Annotated in this window: 20 protein-coding genes; 13 read left to right on the top strand and 7 right to left on the bottom strand. The window is 68.7% G+C overall.

The window, feature by feature from the left end; genetic code table 11:
• Window positions 1-334: 334 nt before the first annotated feature.
• The 6 genes from ACFXI3_RS16475 to ACFXI3_RS16450 are packed head-to-tail and all read left to right on the top strand — an operon-like array spanning window position 335 to window position 7078.
• Entirely contained in the window at window positions 335-1564 is a 1230-nt protein-coding gene (locus ACFXI3_RS16475) for an ROK family transcriptional regulator (RefSeq protein ID WP_377926004.1), read from the top strand.
• Between the two features lie 25 nt (window positions 1565-1589).
• Window positions 1590-2966, top strand: a complete 1377-nt coding sequence (locus tag ACFXI3_RS16470; RefSeq protein ID WP_344288498.1) for an extracellular solute-binding protein — start codon at window positions 1590-1592, stop codon at window positions 2964-2966.
• Entirely contained in the window at window positions 2963-3952 is a 990-nt protein-coding gene (locus tag ACFXI3_RS16465; protein ID WP_344288496.1) for a sugar ABC transporter permease, read from the top strand. The genes ACFXI3_RS16470 and ACFXI3_RS16465 overlap by 4 nt, the downstream gene beginning before the upstream one ends.
• Window positions 3949-4839 (top strand): carbohydrate ABC transporter permease, encoded by an 891-nt coding sequence (locus ACFXI3_RS16460; RefSeq protein ID WP_370940210.1) that lies wholly within the window; start codon window positions 3949-3951, stop codon window positions 4837-4839. The genes ACFXI3_RS16465 and ACFXI3_RS16460 overlap by 4 nt, the downstream gene beginning before the upstream one ends.
• Window positions 4836-6101 carry a 6-phospho-beta-glucosidase gene (locus ACFXI3_RS16455; RefSeq protein WP_378400184.1) on the top strand — a complete coding sequence of 422 codons (1266 nt, stop codon included), beginning with the start codon at window positions 4836-4838 and terminating at the stop codon, window positions 6099-6101. The genes ACFXI3_RS16460 and ACFXI3_RS16455 overlap by 4 nt, the downstream gene beginning before the upstream one ends.
• Complete coding sequence (locus ACFXI3_RS16450) at window positions 6098-7078, top strand: N-acetylglucosamine kinase (RefSeq protein ID WP_378400183.1); 981 nt, start codon at window positions 6098-6100, stop codon at window positions 7076-7078. Before ACFXI3_RS16455 ends, ACFXI3_RS16450 begins: the two co-directional genes overlap by 4 nt.
• A 41-nt stretch (window positions 7079-7119) precedes the next feature.
• Here the strand turns inward: ACFXI3_RS16450 and ACFXI3_RS16445 are convergent, their stop codons facing one another.
• Both ACFXI3_RS16445 and ACFXI3_RS16440 read right to left on the bottom strand, forming a co-directional pair.
• Window positions 7120-7629, bottom strand: coding sequence for an SRPBCC domain-containing protein (locus ACFXI3_RS16445; protein ID WP_344288488.1), 510 nt, complete (start codon window positions 7627-7629; stop codon window positions 7120-7122).
• Window positions 7626-7967 carry a metalloregulator ArsR/SmtB family transcription factor gene (locus ACFXI3_RS16440; protein WP_344288486.1) on the bottom strand — a complete coding sequence of 114 codons (342 nt, stop codon included), beginning with the start codon at window positions 7965-7967 and terminating at the stop codon, window positions 7626-7628. The genes ACFXI3_RS16445 and ACFXI3_RS16440 overlap by 4 nt, the downstream gene beginning before the upstream one ends.
• 81 nt (window positions 7968-8048) lie before the next feature.
• Between ACFXI3_RS16440 and ACFXI3_RS16435 the strand changes: the two genes are divergently transcribed.
• Complete coding sequence (locus tag ACFXI3_RS16435) at window positions 8049-8522, top strand: peptidase inhibitor family I36 protein (RefSeq protein ID WP_378400182.1); 474 nt, start codon at window positions 8049-8051, stop codon at window positions 8520-8522.
• A 374-nt stretch (window positions 8523-8896) separates the two neighbouring features.
• Here ACFXI3_RS16435 and ACFXI3_RS16430 read toward each other — a convergent pair whose 3' ends face one another.
• Complete coding sequence (locus tag ACFXI3_RS16430; RefSeq protein ID WP_378400181.1) at window positions 8897-10264, bottom strand: gluconate:H+ symporter; 1368 nt, start codon at window positions 10262-10264, stop codon at window positions 8897-8899.
• The gene (locus tag ACFXI3_RS16425; protein ID WP_344288481.1) at window positions 10261-10755 is read right to left on the bottom strand and encodes a gluconokinase; all 495 of its coding nucleotides are present in this window, start codon (window positions 10753-10755) and stop codon (window positions 10261-10263) included. The genes ACFXI3_RS16430 and ACFXI3_RS16425 overlap by 4 nt, the downstream gene beginning before the upstream one ends.
• Window positions 10756-10881: 126 nt before the next feature.
• Here ACFXI3_RS16425 and ACFXI3_RS16420 point away from each other — a divergent pair, with 126 nt between their 5' ends.
• A complete protein-coding gene (locus ACFXI3_RS16420) occupies window positions 10882-11565 on the top strand; it encodes an FCD domain-containing protein (protein WP_344288889.1) in 684 nt (227 codons plus the stop codon).
• Between the two features lie 25 nt (window positions 11566-11590).
• Entirely contained in the window at window positions 11591-12490 is a 900-nt protein-coding gene (locus ACFXI3_RS16415) for a cobalamin biosynthesis protein (protein ID WP_344288479.1), read from the top strand.
• A gap of 4 nt (window positions 12491-12494) precedes the next feature.
• On the opposite strand, the gene ACFXI3_RS16410 is transcribed toward ACFXI3_RS16415, so the two are convergent.
• From ACFXI3_RS16410 to ACFXI3_RS16400, 3 genes are all read right to left on the bottom strand, one after another.
• Window positions 12495-13103 carry an FMN-binding negative transcriptional regulator gene (locus tag ACFXI3_RS16410; protein ID WP_378400180.1) on the bottom strand — a complete coding sequence of 203 codons (609 nt, stop codon included), beginning with the start codon at window positions 13101-13103 and terminating at the stop codon, window positions 12495-12497.
• Between the two features lie 67 nt (window positions 13104-13170).
• A complete protein-coding gene (locus ACFXI3_RS16405; protein ID WP_344288475.1) occupies window positions 13171-14001 on the bottom strand; it encodes an SURF1 family cytochrome oxidase biogenesis protein in 831 nt (276 codons plus the stop codon).
• 48 nt (window positions 14002-14049) lie between these two features.
• Window positions 14050-14511 carry a low molecular weight protein-tyrosine-phosphatase gene (locus tag ACFXI3_RS16400; protein ID WP_378400179.1) on the bottom strand — a complete coding sequence of 154 codons (462 nt, stop codon included), beginning with the start codon at window positions 14509-14511 and terminating at the stop codon, window positions 14050-14052.
• A gap of 40 nt (window positions 14512-14551) precedes the next feature.
• Between ACFXI3_RS16400 and ACFXI3_RS16395 the strand changes: the two genes are divergently transcribed.
• The 4 genes from ACFXI3_RS16395 (at window position 14552) to ACFXI3_RS16380 (ending at window position 19192) form a co-directional block, all read left to right on the top strand.
• Window positions 14552-15370: a Nif3-like dinuclear metal center hexameric protein gene (locus ACFXI3_RS16395; RefSeq protein ID WP_378400178.1), complete on the top strand. Its 819-nt coding sequence runs from the start codon at window positions 14552-14554 to the stop codon at window positions 15368-15370.
• Between the two features lie 17 nt (window positions 15371-15387).
• Complete coding sequence (locus tag ACFXI3_RS16390; RefSeq protein WP_378400177.1) at window positions 15388-16125, top strand: zinc ribbon domain-containing protein; 738 nt, start codon at window positions 15388-15390, stop codon at window positions 16123-16125.
• Window positions 16122-17264 (top strand): bifunctional RNase H/acid phosphatase, encoded by a 1143-nt coding sequence (locus ACFXI3_RS16385; protein ID WP_378400176.1) that lies wholly within the window; start codon window positions 16122-16124, stop codon window positions 17262-17264. The genes ACFXI3_RS16390 and ACFXI3_RS16385 overlap by 4 nt, the downstream gene beginning before the upstream one ends.
• A 182-nt stretch (window positions 17265-17446) precedes the next feature.
• Entirely contained in the window at window positions 17447-19192 is a 1746-nt protein-coding gene (locus ACFXI3_RS16380; protein ID WP_378400175.1) for a hypothetical protein, read from the top strand.
• Window positions 19193-19219: the final 27 nt, after the last annotated feature.

Genomic DNA, 19219 nt, shown 5'->3' with positions numbered 1-19219 from the left:
CCGGTGAGAACCGGCATCGCCACTCACGACGAACCCGCTTTCGCACCGCGCCGTCGAGCCGCGACCGTCCGCGCCGCGGCAGCAGTGCAAGTCCACGAGGCGAGTCCGCCCCTCGGCAACCGCCGTCTGGTCCCCGGAAATCCCGGACCACCCCTCTCCGCTGGTCTGGACCGCGTACGGTCCGCGCTCGCCCGGTCACCCTGTGCCGGTCGCTGACATTCCGCGGTATCAAGCCGTTACCCCGCCGTTTCCCTAGCCCATTGACGGCGTGTGGCCGCGCTCACTACAGTCCCGGAAAACCGTCTGTAAAGTTTCCTAATAAAGGAGCAGCCAGGTGCGAGCCGGCAGTCCGCGAACGTTGCGCGAGATGAACGACCGCGCGGCGATCGAGGCGTTGCTGCGGAACGGGCCGCTCACGCGGGCCGAGCTGGAGGCCGCCATCGGGCTGTCCAAACCGGCCACCGCGCAGTTGCTTACCCGGCTTGAGCAGGACAATCTCGTCGGCAAGGCGGGGGAGCGGGCCGGTGGCGGGCGCGGGCCGCGCGCTCAGCTGTGGGCGGTCAACGGCGGGCTCGCGCACGTCGCGGCCGTCGATCTCACCCCGCGGGTCGCGGACTTCGTGGTCGCCGACGTCGCCGGGGCCGTGCTCGCCGAGTACCGCGTGCAGCTTCCGGTGGCCGAGGACGCGGATGTTGTCGGGTCGTTCGGGCAAGCCCTGCGCCGGGTCACCAAGGCCGCGGGCATGCAGCTCGACGATCTGGCCAATGTGGTCATCGGCGCCCAGGGCGCGTTCGATCCGCGCACCGGATTGCTGTCCTCGGCCCCGCACATCCCGGGCTGGCTCGGGTTCAATGTGCCGGCGCGGCTGAGCGACGAACTCGGTGTCACGGTCAAGATCGAGAACGACGTAAACCTTGTCGCGGTTGAGGAAATGACTGTCGGCAACGCCCGTGACGTCGACGACTTCGTGCTGGTCTGGCTGTCCGAAGGCGTCGGCGGCGCGGTCGTCATCGGACGGCGGCTGCTGCGCGGCGCGACCGGTGGCGGCGGCGAGATCGACTGGATGCGGGTTCCCGATCCGGCCACTGTGGACACTGGCGACAGCTGGCCGTCCGCCGGCGCGCGGTTCGGAAACCTGGTCGACTCGTCCGCGATCACCCGGCTCGCCAAGGCGCACGGCATCTCCGCGGACAGCGGATGGGACGCCGTCACGCAGGCACGGCACACGGCGCACGTTGGGTTTCTGGACGATCTCGCGCGCCGCGTCGCCAGCGGAGTCGCGAGCCTCGTCGCGGTCGCCGACCCGCAGCTCATCCTGCTGTGCGGTGAGACCAGCCGCGCCGGCGGCGACGAGTTCGCCGGGATCGTCGCCGAAAAGCTGCACGAACTGGTCCTGCCGCGCACGCCTGTCGGCGTCGCTTCGGTGCAGGGCAACGCGGTGCGCGCCGGTGCGTTGCAGTCCGCGCTCGCCACCGCCCGTGAAGACGTCTTCGGCGTCGTCACCCCCACGCTCCTCGGGCCGCGTCGGTCCGCCGGAGAGCAAGCCCCGTCCCCGACCGAGTAGACCCACCCGAAGGACAGGAGGGTTCATGTCCGCTCCCACCCGCATCCGGAGAATCGCGCGCAAGCGCGGGTCTCTGCTGCTCAGCGCCGTCGCGGCGAGCACGCTGCTGGCCACCGCCGCGTGCGGTGCCGCCGCGCCCGCAGGAGGCGGCGACGCCGCGGCGCCGCCGAACAAGGACGACAAGCTCACCATCACCGTCTATAGCAAGTTCACCGACCGCGAGTACGGCGTGGTCACGAAGGCGCTGGACAAGCTCAAGGCGAAGTTCCCCAACATCACCATCAAGCACGAGGGGAACCAGGACGACGACAAGCTCACCCAGTCGATCCGCGGCGGCAACCCGCCGGACGTGGCGATCTCGTTCTACACCGACAACCTCGGCGCGTGGTGCTCGACCGGCAGCTTCCAGGACCTGAAGCCCTACATCGAGCGCGACAAGGTCGACCTCGAGCAGATCCCGCAGGCGGTCCGGGATTACACGTCGTACCAGGGCAAGCGGTGCGCGATGCCGATGCTCGCCGACGTGTACGGGTTCTTCTACAACAAGACGCAGTTCGCGGCCAAGGGCATCGCCGGCCCGCCGAAGAACACCACGGAACTGTTCGAGGACGTCAAGAAGCTCACCGAGTTCAACCCGGACGGTTCGATCAAGACCGCGGGCTTCCTGCCGTCGATGCCGTTCTACGCCAACCAGGCGCAGTACTGGGCGCCGAACTTCGGGGCCAAGTTCATGGGCCCGGACGGCAAGTCGTCGCTCGCTTCCAGCCCCGGCTGGAAGGAGATGTTCGAATTCCAGAAGAAGCTCATCGACTTCTACGGCGGGCACGAGAAGGTCGAGAAGTTCAAGGCCGGCCTCGGTGACGAGTACTCGAAGGACAACGGCTTCCAGACCGGCAAGCTGTCGATGATCTACGACGGCGAGTTCCGCACCGCGTTCCTCAAGGACCAGGTGCCCTCGCTCGACTACGGCACCGCGCCCGCTCCGGTGCTCGACAGCCTGGCCGGCCAGTACGGCGGCGGGTTCGGCACTGGCACGATCATCGCGATCCCGAAGGGCGCGAAGAACCCCGGCGCGGCGTGGGAGCTGATCAAGCAGGCCTCGCTCGACACCGACACTCTCGTCGAGATGGCCAACGGGCTGAACAACGTGCCCAGCACCAAGGATTCGCTGAACTCGCCGAATCTGAAGATGCCGCCGCAGTTCAAGACCTTCACCGACATCTACAACAGCGGCAAGCTGGTCGCCAACCCGACCACGCCGATCGGCGACGCGTTCCTCAAGGCGGTCAACGACTTCGCCGAGAAGTGGCAGGCCGGGTCGGTCCCCGATCTGGACGCGGGCCTCAAGAAGGTCGACGCGCAGATCAACGACGAGCTGGCGCAGAAGGGCTCCGGCGGATGACCACGCTGACCGCGGCGGAATCCGGAACCTCCTCCGCGCCGAACCAGGCGCGGAGGGGGTCTCCCCGGGCCAAGCGCAGGCGCACGGTGTTCTGGTTCATGGCGCCGGCGACCCTCGGGTTCCTCATCTTCTTCGCCTACCCGCTCGGCGCGACGCTGTTCTACTCGTTCACCCGCTACGACCTGATCAACCCTCCACAGTGGATCGGGTTCGACAACTACGTGCGCATGTTCACCAGCGAGCCGCTGGTGAAAACCGCCGCGTACAACACGTTGTGGCTGGTGATCATCCTGACGATCTGCCGGGTGCTGTTCTCGCTCGGCGTGGCGTCGGTGATTTCGCGGCTGAAGTCGGGCGTCGGCATCGTCCGCACGCTCTGCTATCTGCCCGCGCTCGCCCCGCCCGCGGCGGCGACGCTCGCGTTCGTCTTCGTGTTCAACCCGGAATTCGGTCCGGTGAACCGGTTCCTGCGGCTCGTGGGCATCGACGGCGGATTGTGGTTCAACAGCCCGGAAATGTCGAAGCCCGCGCTGACCCTGCTCGCGCTGTGGGGTTCGGGCGAGCTGATGATCATCATTCTGGCCGCGTTGCTGGATGTCCCGCAGGAGCAGTACGAGGCCGCGGAACTCGACGGGGCCGGCCCGATTCGCCGGTTCTGGCACGTGACGCTGCCGTCGATCTCGCCGGTGCTGCTGTTCGGTGTGGTCAACTCGATGATTTACGCGCTGCAGTTCTTCACTCAAGCGATTGTCGCCGCGTCCGCTTCCGCGGGAACGGCGGACGTCGCCGGGAACTCGAAACTGATCGGTGCGCCGGAAAACTCGACGCTGACGTATCCGATCTGGTTGTACGTGCAGGGTTTCCGGTACTTCAACATGGGTTACGCGGCGGCGATGGCCGTGCTGCTGTTCCTGGTCTCCGCGGGCTTCACGTGGATTCTCGTGCGACAGATGCGTAAGACGCAACATCAGGAGGACGGAGCATGACGACGCTTTCGGCACCGCCGCGTCCGGCTCCTCCGGTGCATCCGCGGGAGAAGTTCAAGCGGCGCTGGGACAAGAAACTGTCCTTTGTGGCCACGCATGCGGTCGGCATCGCGCTCGGCCTGATCTTCATGCTGCCGCTGCTGTTCGTCTTCCTCACCTCGGTGATGAAGAGCGACCAGGCGATGACCTCCAGCCTGTGGCCGACGGAATGGCATTTCGAGAACTTCGTCGAGGTGTTCCGGAAGGCTCCGTTGCTGGAGTACTTCGGCAACAGCTTCCTGTACTCGGCGCTGGCGACGATCGGGGCGCTGGTCTCGGCGATCCCGGCGGCGTACGGGCTGGCGAAACTGCGGTGGCGCGGGCAGAACCTGTGCTTCATGCTCGTCGTCGTCGCGATGATGCTGCCGCCGCAGGTCACTGTCGTTCCGCTGTACGACCTGTGGGTGCGGCTCGGGTTCACCGGCACGCTGGTGCCGCTCATCGTGCCGTACTTCTTCTTCGACGCCTTCTCGATCTTCCTGCTGCGGCAGTTCTTCCTCACCATTCCGAAGGACTACCTCGAAGCGGCGAAGATCGACGGCTGCAACGAGTTCCGGGTGCTCACGCGGGTGCTGATCCCGATGGCGAAGCCGGGGATCGCGGCCACCGCGATGTTCTGCTTCCTGTTCACCTGGAACGACTATTTCGGCCCGCTGCTCTACACGGGCGAGAACAAAGACAACTGGCCGCTTTCACTGGCGATCGCGTCCTTCCGAGGCATGCACCACGTCGAATGGAACCTCACGATGGCCGCCACCGCGCTGATCATGCTGCCGGTGATCGTGCTGTTCGTGTTCGCGCAGAAGTCGTTCGTCAAGGGCATCACGTTCACGGGAGTCAAGGGATGAAACTGGCAGTGGTCGGCGGTGGGTCCACCTACACGCCGGAGCTGATCGACGGCATCGCCGGGCGGCGGGCCTCGCTCGACGTCGACGAGATCGTGCTGATCGACCCGGACGCCTACCGGGTCGAAGCGGTCGGCGATTTCAGCCAGCGGCTGCTGAACCACGCGGGGCACTCGGCCCGCGTGCGCACCACCGCGAATCTGGAGGAGGGCGTCGACGGCGCGTCGGCGGTCCTCATCCAGCTGCGCGTCGGCGGGCAGAAGGCCCGCGCGTCGGACGAGACGTTCCCGCACCTGTGCGGTTGTGTCGGCCAGGAAACGACCGGTGCGGGCGGCCTGGCGAAGGCGCTGCGCACGGTGCCGGTGGTGCTCGACATCGCCGAGCGCGTGCGCAAGGTCGCCGGTGACGACACCTGGATCGTCAACTTCACCAACCCGGTCGGCATCGTCACCCGCGCGCTGCTGCAGGAGGGCCACCGGGCGGTCGGGCTGTGCAACGTCGCGATCAACCTGCAGCGCAAGTTCGCGAAGCTGCTCGGCGCTTCGACCGGCGACGTCAAGCTGGTCCACACTGGACTGAATCACCTGAGCTGGGAGCGCGGCGTCCTGGTCGACGGCGTCGACCGGCTGCCGGAACTCCTCGCCCAGCACGCGGAATACCTCGGCGAAGAGGTCAGCGTGCCGGTCGAGTGGATGCAGCGGATGCAGGCCGTGCCGTCGTACTACCTCAAGTACTACTACTCGCACGACGCGCAGGTCGCGAAGCAGCAGACCGAGCGTCCGCGGGCCGAGGTGGTCAGCGACGTCGAGGAAGAACTGCTGAAGATCTACCTCGACCCGGAGCAGGTCACGAAGCCGGAGTCGCTGGAAAAGCGCGGCGGCGCGTACTACTCGGAGGCGGCGGTGCAGCTCGTGCACGCGCTCACCTCCGGCGGTGGCGCCGAGGAACACGTGGTGAACGTCCGCAACAACGGCACGTTCAACTTCCTGCCGGACGACGCGGTCATCGAGGTTTCGTCCACTGTGGATTCCGCGGGTGCGACCCCGATCCCGCAGGCTCCGGTCGACCCGCGGTTCGCCGGGCTGATCGCCGGGGTCACGGGGTATGAGTACCTGGCCCTGGACGCCGCGATCAAGGGCGGCCGGGACCGGGTCGCGGACGCGCTGCTCGCGCATCCGCTGGTCGGCCAGTACACCAAGGCGGACAAGCTCGCGGACGAACTCGTCGCACGCAACCGGGATTTCCTGCCCTGGGCGCGGGCATGAGCGACACCGTCGTCGCGATCGACGGGGGGAACAGCAAGACCGAGGTGCTGGTGGTTTCGCGGGACGGCGTCGTGCTCGGTGCTTCCCGCGGCCCCGGCGTTTCTCCCCAGCGCGTCGGCGTCGACGGATGCGTTGCCGCACTTGAGGAATTCGTCCACGAAGCTCTCCGTGCCGGCGGGCTTTCGACCGAGCCACTGTTCGCCGTGCATACCTCGGCGTACCTGGCCGGACTCGACTTCCCCCGGGAAGAAGAGGCGCTGCACAAGGCTTTGTCGGCGCGCGGCTGGAGCTCCACTTTGGACGTCGGCAACGACGTGCTGGCGCTGCTAAGGGCCGGAAGTTCCGACGGCACCGGGGTAGCGGTGGTGTGCGGCGCTGGTATCAACGGCGCTGGCTTCGCTCCGGACGGCCGTTCGTACCGTTTTCCCGCGCTGGGCAAGGTATCCGGCGACTGGGGTGGCGGCTACCGGCTGGGCGAAGAAGCCCTGTGGTGGGCCGTCCGCGCGGAAGACGGGCGCGGTCCGCGAACTGCGCTGGAATCGGCTGTCGCGGAGTACTTCGGTGCTTCGAAGCTGCTGGATGTGGTGCAGGGCTTGCACTTCGAGGAAATCGACGCCGCGAAGATCCACGGCCTCTGCCCGTTGTTGTTCGAGGTGGCCGCGTCCGGTGACGAGGTCGCGCAGGACGTGGTGACGCGGTTCGCCGAGGAAGTGAGCCTGCTGGTGGCGGCGATCATGCGCCGGCTGGACCTCACGACGTCCGCTCCCGAGGTCATCCTCGGCGGCGGCGTGCTGACCGGTGTCGGCGCGCCGGTGATCGCGGACATCGAACGGCGCTGCCTGAAGGTCGCACCGCGGGCGCAAGTGCGCGTGGTGGAGGTGAACCCGGTGGTCGGAGCCGCACTGTTCGGTTTGGACAAACTCGGCGCATCGGCGTCGGCGAAAGCCGCGCTGAAAGCTGCGACGCAGCGCGCGTGACAGCGGGGTGGCTGCCCGAGCAAGGCAGCCACCCCCTCGCGTCAGGCCGCGATGCCCTTGCCGGTCTCCAGGACCGACTTCAGGTCGGACAGGATCCACGCCCAGCCGCCGCCGGCGTTCTCGCCCGGGCCGGCGTTGACGTCCTCGTGCTGGCCGGACACGAGAGCCGCGTGGTTCGGCGCGCCGGTGACGTCGTGGGTGACGGTGAGCCGGGTGCCCGCGGTCTGTGTTTGCTCGATGTCGTAGGTGACCGTGGTGTACGGCTCGGCGACGAGACTCGGATCCATCTGCAGTTTCCACGTGACCACCAGCTTGCGCGGCGGATCGACCTCCAGCACTTCGCCGTCGAGGAGATCGCTGGTGAACCCTGAGTCGATGAACTCCTGGGTCGGCTTGGTGCGGTGCTTGCCACCGCGCTTGAGGTCGTAGTCGGCCAGGCCGGTGTAGCCGTACTTCTGGGTCCATTCCGGCTTCGTGATGGCGTCCCACACCGCCTGCGGGGTGGCCTTGATGTACACGCGGTTGACCTGAACGGTCGTGGTGTCGCTCATTTTTCCGGCTCCTTAACGGTTTCTTCGGCTTCGAGCCGGGCCTTGAGGTCCAGCAGCGCCGAGGTGTGGTGTGCGGTGTACTTGTCGATCCAGCGGTCGTGGATCTGCCGGATCGGGATCGGGTTCAGGAAATGCCGCTTCTCCCGCCCCTCCTTGCGCGAGGTGACCAGCTCGGCCTCCTCGAGCAGCTTGAGGTGTTTCATCACCCCGAACCGGGACATGTCCACTTCGGACTCCAGCTCGGTGAGCGTGCGGCCGTCACGCGCGTAGAGCAGGTCGAGCAGGAACCGGCGGGTCGGATCCGCCAGAGCCTTGAAAACCAGGTCCTCGTCGGGCACGCACCGAGAATAGGTGACCAAAAGGTCACATGTCAACCAGCGAGGCGGAGGGGGGCGCGAATCTCGTCGACGGCCGTACGGGTGACGTTCGGTCTCGATGCGTCACATCACGGCGTCCGGGCGGTACCTTCTGGTTTGCTGGCCCGCTGGGGGAGTCGCGACAGCGAAGATGGGGGAAGTGTGCGTCGAACGAGGATTCTTTTCATTGTCATGTCGGCCATTGCCGCGGTGATCTTGCCTTCGGCGGCGTACGCCAGTGCGGCGGACCTGCATGATTGTCCCGACGACTATTTCTGCGTTTGGGAGGAGCCGAACGCGACCGGGCACTTCGCCAAGTTCCAGCTCGGCTCGTCCGATCTCGCGAAACCCATCAACGGGCACGTTTTCAACGATCAGGCCTCGTATGTGTGGAACCGCACCACGAGCGTGTGGTGCGTCTACCGCGACTCGGGTTACTCGGGCGGTTCGTTGCGAATTTCGGTGGAGTGGCAAGGCCCGCTTGGTCCGCGCTACAGCTTCGACAACGTGATCAGTTCGCTCAGATCGTGCGCATGAGGCAGGAATCAGGGGGAGGACGAGAAATGAAGAACGCGGTGAAGATGGCGACGGTGCTCGGGCTGCTGTGTTCGGCCGCGGTAGCGGTCGCGCCTTCGGCCTAGGCGATCGCGCAACTATTGGGGCTATCTCGGGTTTCGGGAAAAGCTCAACGTGGGTGCGTTCCAGCGGGTGTGCTGGACACCCAAGGTCAGCGGAGTGAGCGGCCACTACACCTTTCTCGCGACCGGTGAGCTGTACAGCAGTCACACCGGCACCCAGTTGGCAATCGGCTCCACCGGCGATTTCGACCGTTAGCGAGGTGGGCCGAACGGACGCGGCGCGGCTTCCGCCACCGGAAGCCCCGCCGCGTCCGTGAAGGGAATCAACCAGCGCTAAAGCAATGCGCCCAGCGGCAAGATCAACGCGATCGCCACCACCGAGATCACCGTCTCCATCACCGACCAGCTCTTCAGCGTCTGCCCGACCGACATCCCGAAGTACTCCTTGACCAGCCAGAACCCGGCGTCGTTCAGGTGCGAGAAGAAGAGCGAACCGGCGCCGATGGCCAGCACCAGCAGTGCGTTGTGCGTCGGGTCGAGGGTCGCGGCCAGCGGGGCCACGATGCCCGCCGCGGAGACCGTCGCGACCGTCGCCGAACCGGTCGCCAGGCGGATCGCCACCGCGACCAGCCAGCCGAGCAGCAGCGGCGACAGGTGCGCGCCCTTGGACAGGCTGGTGATGACGTCGCCGACCCCGGCGTCCACGAGGGTCTGCTTGAATCCGCCGCCCGCGGCCACGATCAGCATGATGCCGGCGATCGGGGCGAGGGAATCGCCGATGATCGACGACAGCCGTTCCCGGTTCAACCGCGCCGGGCGGCCCAGCACGACCATGCCGACGAGGACCGCCAGCAGCAGCGCGACGAGCGGGTCGCCGATGAAGTCGAGGACGCGGCGGGCCGGGTTTCCCTTGTCCGCCAGGATGTCCGCGAGCGCCTTGGCCAGCATCAGGACGACCGGCAGCAGCACCGTAGACAGCGTCGCGAAGAAGCTCGGGCGGTGCTTTTCGTCGGTGCCTTCGGATTCCGGGACCAGCCGGGCGGGGGGTTCGGCGTCGGGCACCATCTTCGCGGCGAGACGGCCGAACAGCGGGCCGGCGATGATCACCGTCGGAAGCCCGACCAGCAGGCCGAGGCCCAGGGTGAGGCCGACGTTGGCGTTCAGCGAACCGGCGGCGGCCAGCGGGCCGGGGTGCGGCGGGATCAGGCCGTGCAGCACCGACAGCCCGGCCAGCGCCGGGATTCCCAGCAGCAGCACCGGTTTCCCGCTGCGCTTGGCGACCAGCAGCACCACCGGGATCAGCATCACGAGGCCGATCTCGAAGAACATCGGCAGCCCGATCAGCGCGGCCACCAGCGCCATCGCCCACGGCAGCCCGCCGCCGCGGACCCGGCCGAGCACGGTGTCCACGATCCGGTCCGCGCCGCCGGAATCGGCGAGCAGTTTGCCCAGCATGGCCCCGAAAGCGATCAAGACGCCGACGGACGCGACGGTGCTGCCGACGCCGTTGGTGAAGCTTTTCAGCAGCTTGTCCACCGGCATTCCGGCGACCAGGCCGAGCACGCCGGAGCCCAGCGTGAGCGCGAGCAGCGGGTGCAGTTTCACCTTGCTGATCAGCACGACGATCACGGCGATGGCGAGCACCGTGGCGAGGATCAGGCGGGTGTCGTGGCCGGTCCAGCCGGCGGCGAGGGTGGTCATGCGCGCTCCTGGAACGCTTTCAGCGCCGACGCGACGAGGTCGGCGGGCGGGCGGCTGATGTCGAGGGTCACTCCCGGCTCGTCCGCTTCCAGCGGTTCGAGATCGGCGAGCTGGGAATCGAGCAGCGAGACCGGCATGAAGTGGCCGGTGCGGGTCTTCATCCGCTCGGCCAGCAGGTCGCGCGAGCCGTGCAGGTGCAGGAACCAGACGTCCCCGCCGCCGCGGAGCACGTCGCGGTAGCGCCGCTTCAGCGCGGACGAACTCACGACCGCGCCGTTTTCATGGTGCTTCCCGATCCAGGTCGCGATCGACGCGAGCCACGGCGCCCGGTCCTCGTCGGTCAGCGGGATCCCGGCGGTCATCTTTTCGATGTTCGCCCGCGGGTGGAAGGTGTCTGCCTCGGCATACACGGTCCCGAGCCGCTCCGCGATCGCTGTGCCGACCGTCGTCTTGCCCGAGCCCGATACGCCCATCACCACGATGACCGTCATCCGCACCTCCCACGTCTTTGTGCTCTGGAGAGTCAAACTCAAAAGTACTACTTAATCAAGAAGAAGTAGTACTTAATCGAGTCAGAGCGCTAGGTTAACGCGGTGGGGACTGATCGGCACGAGGAGATGCTCGACGAGCTCGGCGCGGCCATCGCGAGCGGCGAGCTGGCGCCGGGCGCGGTGTTGCGCTCCGAGGAGTTGCAGGAGCGGTACGGGACTTCGCGGACCGTAGCCCGCGAGGTGGTGCGGGTCCTCGAGACGATGGGGTTGACCAGCAGCCGCCGCCGCGTCGGGGTCACCGTCCGCGAGCCGGCCGAGTGGAACCACTATGACCCGAGGTTGATCCGCTGGCAGCTCGACGGCGCGGACCGGCCGGCCGCGCTGCGCACGCTGACCGAACTGCGCTCGGCCGTCGAGCCGTGCGCTGCCCGGTTCGCCGCGATCCGCGCGACCCCGGAGGAACGCGGACGGCTCCGCGCGCTGGCGGTGCACCTCCAGCGCACGGCGCGCGCCCGTGATCTCGACACCTTCCTTGGCCACGACGTCGCATTCCACGATTTGCTGCTGTCCGCGTCACGGAATCCGATGTTCGCGCAGCTGTCCTCAGTGGTCGCCGAAGTGCTCGCCGGCCGCACCGGGCACGGCCTGATGCCGGACGAACCGCAGCCCGAGGCAGTCGCGCTGCACGTCGAAGTGGCGGAGGCGATCGACCTCGCCGACCCGGTGCGCGCCGAACGCGCGATGCGCGACATCGTGGAGCAGGCACGCGAGGAAATCGCCGCCGCGGTGTCGAGTAATCTCGGCGGCTGAATCGTCCACGTTCGGGGGGCTACTGGTGAGCGCGGCGCGCGCGATCGGCTTGATTCTCGGTTTGGCCGCCGACGGTGCACTCGGCGATCCGCGGCGACGGCCGCCGGTGACCGCCTTCCGTCAGGTAGTCGCCACCACTGGCTCCCGACGCGCGACCGGGCTCGGAATCGCTGGCGCGGCAGTCGCGGCTGGGGTGCTGGTCGAGCGCACCGGCCGCCGCAGCCCAGTGCTGCAGGCGACCGCGACGGCGGTGGCGACCTGGGCGGTCGTCGGCGCGGCCGGGCTGGCGACGCAGGGCACGGAACTGGCGCGCGATCTCGAAGAGGGCCGTCTCGAACCGGCGCGCGACACACTGTCCGAACTGGACCCGCGCGTCACCGACGGGCTTGGCACGATCGGGCTTTCCCGTGCGTCCGTGGAAACTTTGGCGGAGAACACGTCCGAAGTGGTCGTGACACCGTTGCTGTGGGGCGCGGTCGCGGGCGTGCCCGGGCTGCTGGCGGCGCGGACGATCGGACTGCTGCGGCGGCTGCTTCCTGGACACTGGGCTATCGACCGGCTCGATGAGCTCGTGCACCTTCTGCCGACCCGGGTCGCCGCCGCGCTGACCGTTGTGGGCGCGCCGGTGGTGGGCGGCTCCGCGGGTGGCGCGTGGCGGGCTTGGCGCCGCGACACGATCGCGCACCCGAGCCCGAACGCCGGTCGCGTTGAGGCGGCTTTCGCCGGGGCGCTGGAGATTCGGGTCGGCGGGCGGACCGAGTATCCGCAGGGCGTGGTGGAGCTGCCGGTGCTCGGGGTGGGCCGGAATCCGGACGCCGGACACGTCACGCGCGCGGTGGAACTGTCCCGAGTGGTCGGTTGGCTGGCCGCCGGGACGTCGGTGGTCGTCGCGGTGCTGACCGGATTGCGTCGCCGAAACCCCTGAGCCGTCAGGGTTTCAGGTGCGCGATGGCCTCCGCGTCGCCGAAACCGTCCCGTTCGGACAGTCGGGCCCCGATCCGCTGCCGGTCCTCGGATTTCTTGTTCCCGCCGTACTTGAACTTCGCCCGCACCTCGGTGACGGTCAGCTCGATGCCGCGAATGCCGGGCAGCAGCCGCCGGTCCGGAGCGTCCACAGCGGACACCGGGGTGCGCTCGCCGTCCGGCTCGAAGTGCGCCAGCTGGTGGTTCAGCAGCGCCGCCTTCTCCGCCGGATCGTCGACGAGCCGGACGTCGCAGGTCAGCTGCACGCTCGCGTAGTACGAAGTGGGCACGCCGAGCGCGGGATCGTCGGTGGTGTTCCAGTCCGAGCGGATGTAGGTGTAATCGCCGGTCACCGTGAGCAGCGCGCGCGGGTGTTCCTCCAGCAGCGGCCACACCGGGTTCGGCCGGGCGAGGTGCAGGCGGACGGTCGCGTCGCCGTCGAAGACGAAGTGCGTCGGCACCACCACCGGGAGATCACGGCCGCGGCCGCCGGCGACCAGTTCGCCGAAATCGTGTCCGGCGAGCCAGTCCCGCCATTCGTTCTCGTCCGCGGTGTCCCAGGGGTGGATCAGCATGCCGCCAGTATCAGTGCCGCGAGTGGCCCGGACAAAGGGCCATTTTTCCGGAGAACGACCAGGCCACTCAGGCGGTCGGCGTGTACTCGTCCTCTTCTTCGGCGAGCATCTCCGCGACGGACTTGCGCCGGCCGCGCTGCGGGCGCTCGGTCGTTAGCGCGCCGCCCGGACGCAGCTCGCGGATCGTGAAGTACAGCCAGCCCAGCAACGCCATCGTGCCGAAAGCCAGCCACTGCAGCGCGTACGAGAAGTACGGCCCCGACTCCAGCTGCGGCAGCGGCAGCGCGCTGAGCACGCCCGGCTGATTCTGGTCGAGCTGGAAGTAACCCGGCCGGATGGTGAGGCCGGAAGACTTCGCGACCACGCGTGAGTCGACGGTGTAGCTCTGCAGCTTCCCGTTCGTCGAGGCGTCGGCGAACGCGTCGCGGTTCTTCGGGTCTGTCTCGTCGCTTCGCACACGCGCGACGACCGTCACCTGCCCGCCCGGCGCAGCCGCGTACGGGAGCACACCGGAGTCGCTGCTGAGCCCGACGTAGCCGCGGTCGATCAGGTACACAGTGCCGTCGGTGGCGCGAAGCGGCGTGAGGACCTCGTACGCGCCTTGGCCCTGCACAGTGCGCAGCCGCGCGACGACTTCCGCCGAAGGCAGGTACGTGCCGGTGATCGACACGAGGTGCCACTCGGTGTTCTTGTCCGGCTTCGTCCCGGGCGGCAGCAGCTGCGCCGCGGGCGCGGGCTTCGCGGTGAACGACGTGGTCAGCGCGTTGTTCTGGGTGACCTGCTCGCCGTCGCGGCGGAACTGCCACGGGGCCAGCAACGTGTAACAGCAGATGGCGAAGGTGAACACCACCACTGTCAACGCCAGCCATCCTGGCCGGAGCAGAAACCGCAACCGCACCCCTCTACGGTAGGCCGTCGCGTTCCGTGCGCGCACCCGGACCGGACGTCACGCCTGTTCGCGGACCCAGTCCAGCAGTCCCGGCACGCTCCGCTCGATCATCCCGAGCACGTCCTCGAAGCCGCCGTCGCCGCCGTAATAGGGGTCCGGCACCTCGGCGCCTTCCGGAGCGGACGGGTCGAAGGAGCGCAGCAGCCGCACCCGCGAAGGGTCTTCGACGCGGGACTGCAGGAAGCCCAGATGACTCTCGTCCGCCGCAAGCAGCAGATCGGCTTCGAGGTCTTCGTCGCTGACCTCGGCCGCGATGTGCTCGGTGGGGTAGCCGTGCGCCTTCAACGTGGCGCGCGCCCGCCGGTCAGCCGCCTCCCCGACGTGCCAGGGACCGGTGCCCGCACTGGACACCTGCACGGCGTCGGCGAGGCCCGCGTCGGCGAGCTTCTTGCGGAAGACGAGCTCCGCCATGGGGGAGCGGCAGATGTTTCCGGAGCAGACAAACACCAGCTTGGGCATGGTGGGCAGTCTCCCAGAGCGACCGTGCGAGGATCCCCAGGTGCCTGCATTAGCCGAGATCATCGCCGTCCTCGAACGCAGTTACCCGCCCCGGCTGGCGGAAAGCTGGGACGCGGTCGGGCTTGTCTGCGGAGACCCGGCCGAGGACGTCGCCCGCGTGCTGTTCTGCGTCGACCCGGTCGAGGAGACGCTCGCCGAGGCCGAGGAAATCGGCGCGCAGCTGATCGTCGCGCATCATCCGCTGCTGCTGCGCGGTGTGCACGGTGTCCCCGCCGACACCGCCAAGGGCTCGCTCGTGCACCGCATGATCCGCGGCGGCATCGCGCTCTACTGCGCGCACACCAACGCCGACTCGGCCGACCCCGGCGTGTCCGACGCGCTCGCGCAGGCCATCGGGCTCGTGGTCGACCGGCCGCTCGACCCGCACGAACCCGGCGGTGCCACCGGGATCGGCAGGATCGGGCACCTGCCCGCCGCGGAGCCGTTCGCGCAGTTCGTCCAGCGGGTCGCCGACGCATTGCCGCCGACCGTGCCCGGCGTGCTCGGCGCGGGCGAGGCGGACCGGCCGATCCGTACCGTCGCGGTGTCCGGCGGCGCGGGCGACTCGTACCTCGCGAAGGCGACGGCCGAGGGCGTCGACGCGTACGTGACCGCGGATCTGCGCCACCATCCGGCCGGCGAACACCTCGCCGCGGCCGGAACCGTGCCCGCGCTGGTCGGCTTGACGCACTGGGCCAGCGAGTGGCCGTGGTGCGGACAGGCCTCGGCCCTTGTCGGCGCGGCCTTTGCGGGTACCGTCGAAGCTCACGTCTCCACGCGGTGCACCGACCCGTGGACCATCCGCGCTACCGCCCAGTAACTAAATCAGGGAGCACAGTGAAGTCCGACCCCGCCGTCCAGCGTCAGCTGCTCGAACTCGCGAAGGTGGACGCCGAGCTTTCGCGCGTCGCGCACCGCCGCCGCACCTTGCCCGAGCTCGCCGAGATCGAGGCGGGGGAGAAGACCGTCCGGGACAAGCGCGACGCGCTCGTGTCCGTCGAGACCGCGACGTCGGACCTCGACCGGGAGATCGCCCGGCAGGAGAAAGAGGTCGAATCGGTGCGGGCGCGCGAGGACCGCGACCGCAAGCTGCTGGAATCCGGGTCGGTCGGCGCCAAGCAGATGACCGACATCGAGCACGAACTGCAGACGCTCGGCCGCCGCAAGGGCGCGCTCGAGGACGACCTGCTGGAGTTGATGGAGCAGCGCGAGGCACTGGGCCTGGACGCGCAGCGCACGAGCGCCGAGGTCGACAAGGCGCAGCAGGCGGTCGAGGCCGCCGCCGGCCGCCGCGACGAGGCGTTCAAGGACCTCGACACCACCGAGGCCCGCCGCAAGGAGGACCGCGCGAAGCTGCTGCCGCGGTTCCCGGAGCCGCTGCTCAAGCTGTACACCCGCGTCTACGACCACAAGGGCATCGGCGCGGCGCTGCTGCGGGCCCGCCGGTGCGGCGCCTGCCAGCTCGAACTCGACCGCAACACCATCTCCGAGATCAAGGCCGCGGCCGAGGACAGCGTCGTGCAGTGCGACAACTGCGGCGCGATCCTGGTCCGCACGCTGGAGTCGGGCCTGTGACCGAACGGGCGATCGTCGAGGCCGACGGCGGATCCCGGGGCAACCCGGGCCCGGCGGGCTACGGCGCGGTCGTGAAGGACGCGGCCACCGGCGAAGTCCTCGCCGAGCGCTACGAATACCTCGGCATCGCCACGAACAACGTCGCGGAGTACTCCGGGCTCGTTGCCGGGCTCGCCGCCGCGGCCGAGCTCGGAGTGTCCATTGTGGACGTCCGGATGGACTCGAAGCTCGTGGTGGAGCAGATGTCCGGGCGGTGGAAGATCAAGCACGCCGCGCTGCAGCCGCTGGCCGCGCAGGCGCGCGAGATCGCGGCGGGCTTCGACCGCGTCGGCTACACCTGGATCCCGCGCGCGGAGAATTCGCACGCGGACCGGCTGGCGAACGTCGCGATGGACAGCGCCGGGTCCGGGGCCACCTCGCCCGCCCCGGTCGCCGAAAAGCGGCCGAAGGCCAAGGTCTCCGAGCCGGACCGGGTGTCGCCGGCGGGCTGGACCGGAGCCCGCGGCACGCCCACCAAACTGCTCCTGCTGCGCCACGGCCAGACCGAGATGTCGGTCGACCGCCGCTACTCCGGGCGCGGCGACGTCCCGCTCACCGAACACGGCCGGGGCCAAGCCGCCGCGGCGGCCAAACGGCTGGCCGCGATGCCGGGGCTGATCGGCGAGGACGGCGAACCGGCCCCGATCGTCTCGTCGCCGCTGATCCGCACGAAGCAGACCGCGCAGGCGGTCGCCGACGCGCTCGGCGGCCGGGTCGAAACGCACCCCGGCCTCATCGAGACCGACTTCGGCGAATGGGAGGGCCTCACCTTCGGCGAGGCCGCGCGACGGGATCCGGAACTGCACCGCTGCTGGCTGAGCGATTCGTCGTGCCCGCCGCCCGGCGGCGAGAGCTTCGACGCTGTCCACGAGCGGGTCGGCAAGGCCCGCCGCGACCTCGTCGAGCAGTACGACGGGCGCACGGTGCTCGTGGTCAGCCACGTGACGCCGATCAAGACCCTGCTGCGGATGGGGCTCGACGCCGGGCCGTCGCTGCTGTTCCGGCTGCACCTCGACCTGGCGTCGCTGTCGATCGTCGAGTTCTATCCCGACGGCAACGCCTCGGTGCGGTTGGTGAACGACATCTCGCATCTGTCCTGAGCAGTGCGGATGTGACGTGGATCACGGTCGGGGATGACGTGTGAAACGCCCCGAATGAGGTATTGGCTAGAGTGCGGTGTCGACCGCGGCGCCGCGGCGCTGGTCCCGGCCGGGACTTCAAGGGGGGCGCAGGCTCGTGCGTTTCTTCGGCAGCATCCGCAAGTGGAAACAGTGACGAGGACATGACGGCTAGCGCACTCACCGCAGTATCGGAGCCAGACCTGCCGGGGGAGGAGACGACCGATCCGCCCGCGCGGTTCAAGCTCAGCTGGCTGGCCTCGACGCTGGCCGTGCTGGCCGGCGTGGCCGCGGTCGCCTGGCACGCCACCCGCTACGGGCACTGGATCGTCGACGACGCGGCCATCACGTTCTCCTACTCGCGCAGCGTCGCCGACGGGCTCGGCCCGGTGCTGGCCCCCGGCCAGCCGCCGGTGGAAGGCTTCTCCGACCCGACGTGGATGATCCTGCTCGCGCTGGGCAAGGTCGTCGGCCTGTTCGACAAGGGCCTGCTGTTCGGAATCCCGGACTACGTGCTGTTCCCCAAGCTGCTCGGCCTGTTCTTCACCGCGGGCATCCTGGTGCTGTGCCACCTGGTGGCCCGGCAGGTGTTCCGCAGGCACGCGTGGGCGATCACGCTGGCCACCGGCCTCGGGCTGGCGGCGATCCCGTCGTTCGTGATCTGGGTGGTCTCCGGCCTCGAGAACTCGCTGTTCGCGTTCTTCACCACCGCGTTGGCGGCGCTGCTGTTCACCGCGCTGCGCAAGGAAAACTCGCTGTCGTTCAAGGTCGCGATCGTCGCGGGCGTGCTCGTCGCCGCGGCCGCGCTGACCCGGCCGGAAGGCCTGATCTACGCCAGCGCGTACCCGATCGTCCTGCTGTTCGGCGTGAAGCGCGAGGGTTTCTGGCCCAGCCTCCGCTCCGCACTGGTGTCCATCGCGGCCTTCGCCGTGCTGTTCGGCGGCTACGTCGTCTGGCGCTACACGGAGTTTCACCGGCTGCTGGCCAACCCGTCGGTCGCCAAGAAGCAGGGGCTGCCCACCTTCGCGTCGATCATCCGACCGAACCAGCTGGTGGAGTACGTCGGCATCGCGCTGACGCTCGTGCTGGTCGCGGTGGTCGTCTGGGCGCTGGTCAAGGCACCGTGGCGGCGTCCGCTGATCGGGCTGGTCACGCCGCTGGTGCTCGGCGTGATCGCGTACGGCGTGATGGTTCCGGACTGGATGGCGCAGTACCGCTTCGCGACGCCGGTGTGGGTGCTCGGCACGCTGTGCGGTGTCATGGCGTTCGCCGAGCTGCTGCGTTCGTTGGCAAAGGTGCAGTGGCGCGCGGTCGCGGCGCTCGTGCTCGTGGCCGCGTCGGTGCCGTCGGCGATCGGCTTCGTGAACCAGTCCGACGAGTTCATCAAGAGCCCCACCGTGCCGGCGTGCCTGATCGCCGACCGGTTCGGCCGCGGTTTCAACACCTACGCGGACATGCTCGGCCTGCAGCAGGCTTCGCTGCTCCTGCCGGACCTCGGCGGCTCGTCGATGACGAGCAGGCTGGAACTGGTCGACATGGCCGGCCTGGTCAACGCGCCGATCGCGGACCTCACGCACAAGGAAGACCTCGTCGGCCTGCGCAACTACGTGTTCGACACGGTGAAGCCGACCTTCATCCACTCGTGGGGCCCGTGGGCGGACGGCAACGAGATCAGCATCGACCCCCGCATCGACCGGGACTATGTCCCGATCCTGGTGTACCCCGGCCCGGGCAAGCGCCAGGGAGACTTCGTCCGCAAGGACGCGGTGACCGATCCGGCGAAGCTCGCGGCGGTTCAGCACTATGCGCAGGTCACGATGATGAACGTGGAGGCGCAGCGGTTCGGGGACGGTCTGGATGACTGTGGTCCGACGTTGTCGCGCGGCAGCACGGTCGCGCCGCGGGGCTAAAGCGCCAGCCACAAAGCACACGTCGCC

This window comes from Amycolatopsis sp. NPDC059235 (assembly GCF_042754125.1).
Classification (GTDB): domain Bacteria; phylum Actinomycetota; class Actinomycetes; order Mycobacteriales; family Pseudonocardiaceae; genus Amycolatopsis; species Amycolatopsis albidoflava.
Note: the sequence above shows the minus strand (reverse complement) of the source record. Positions and strands in the feature narration are given on the sequence as shown.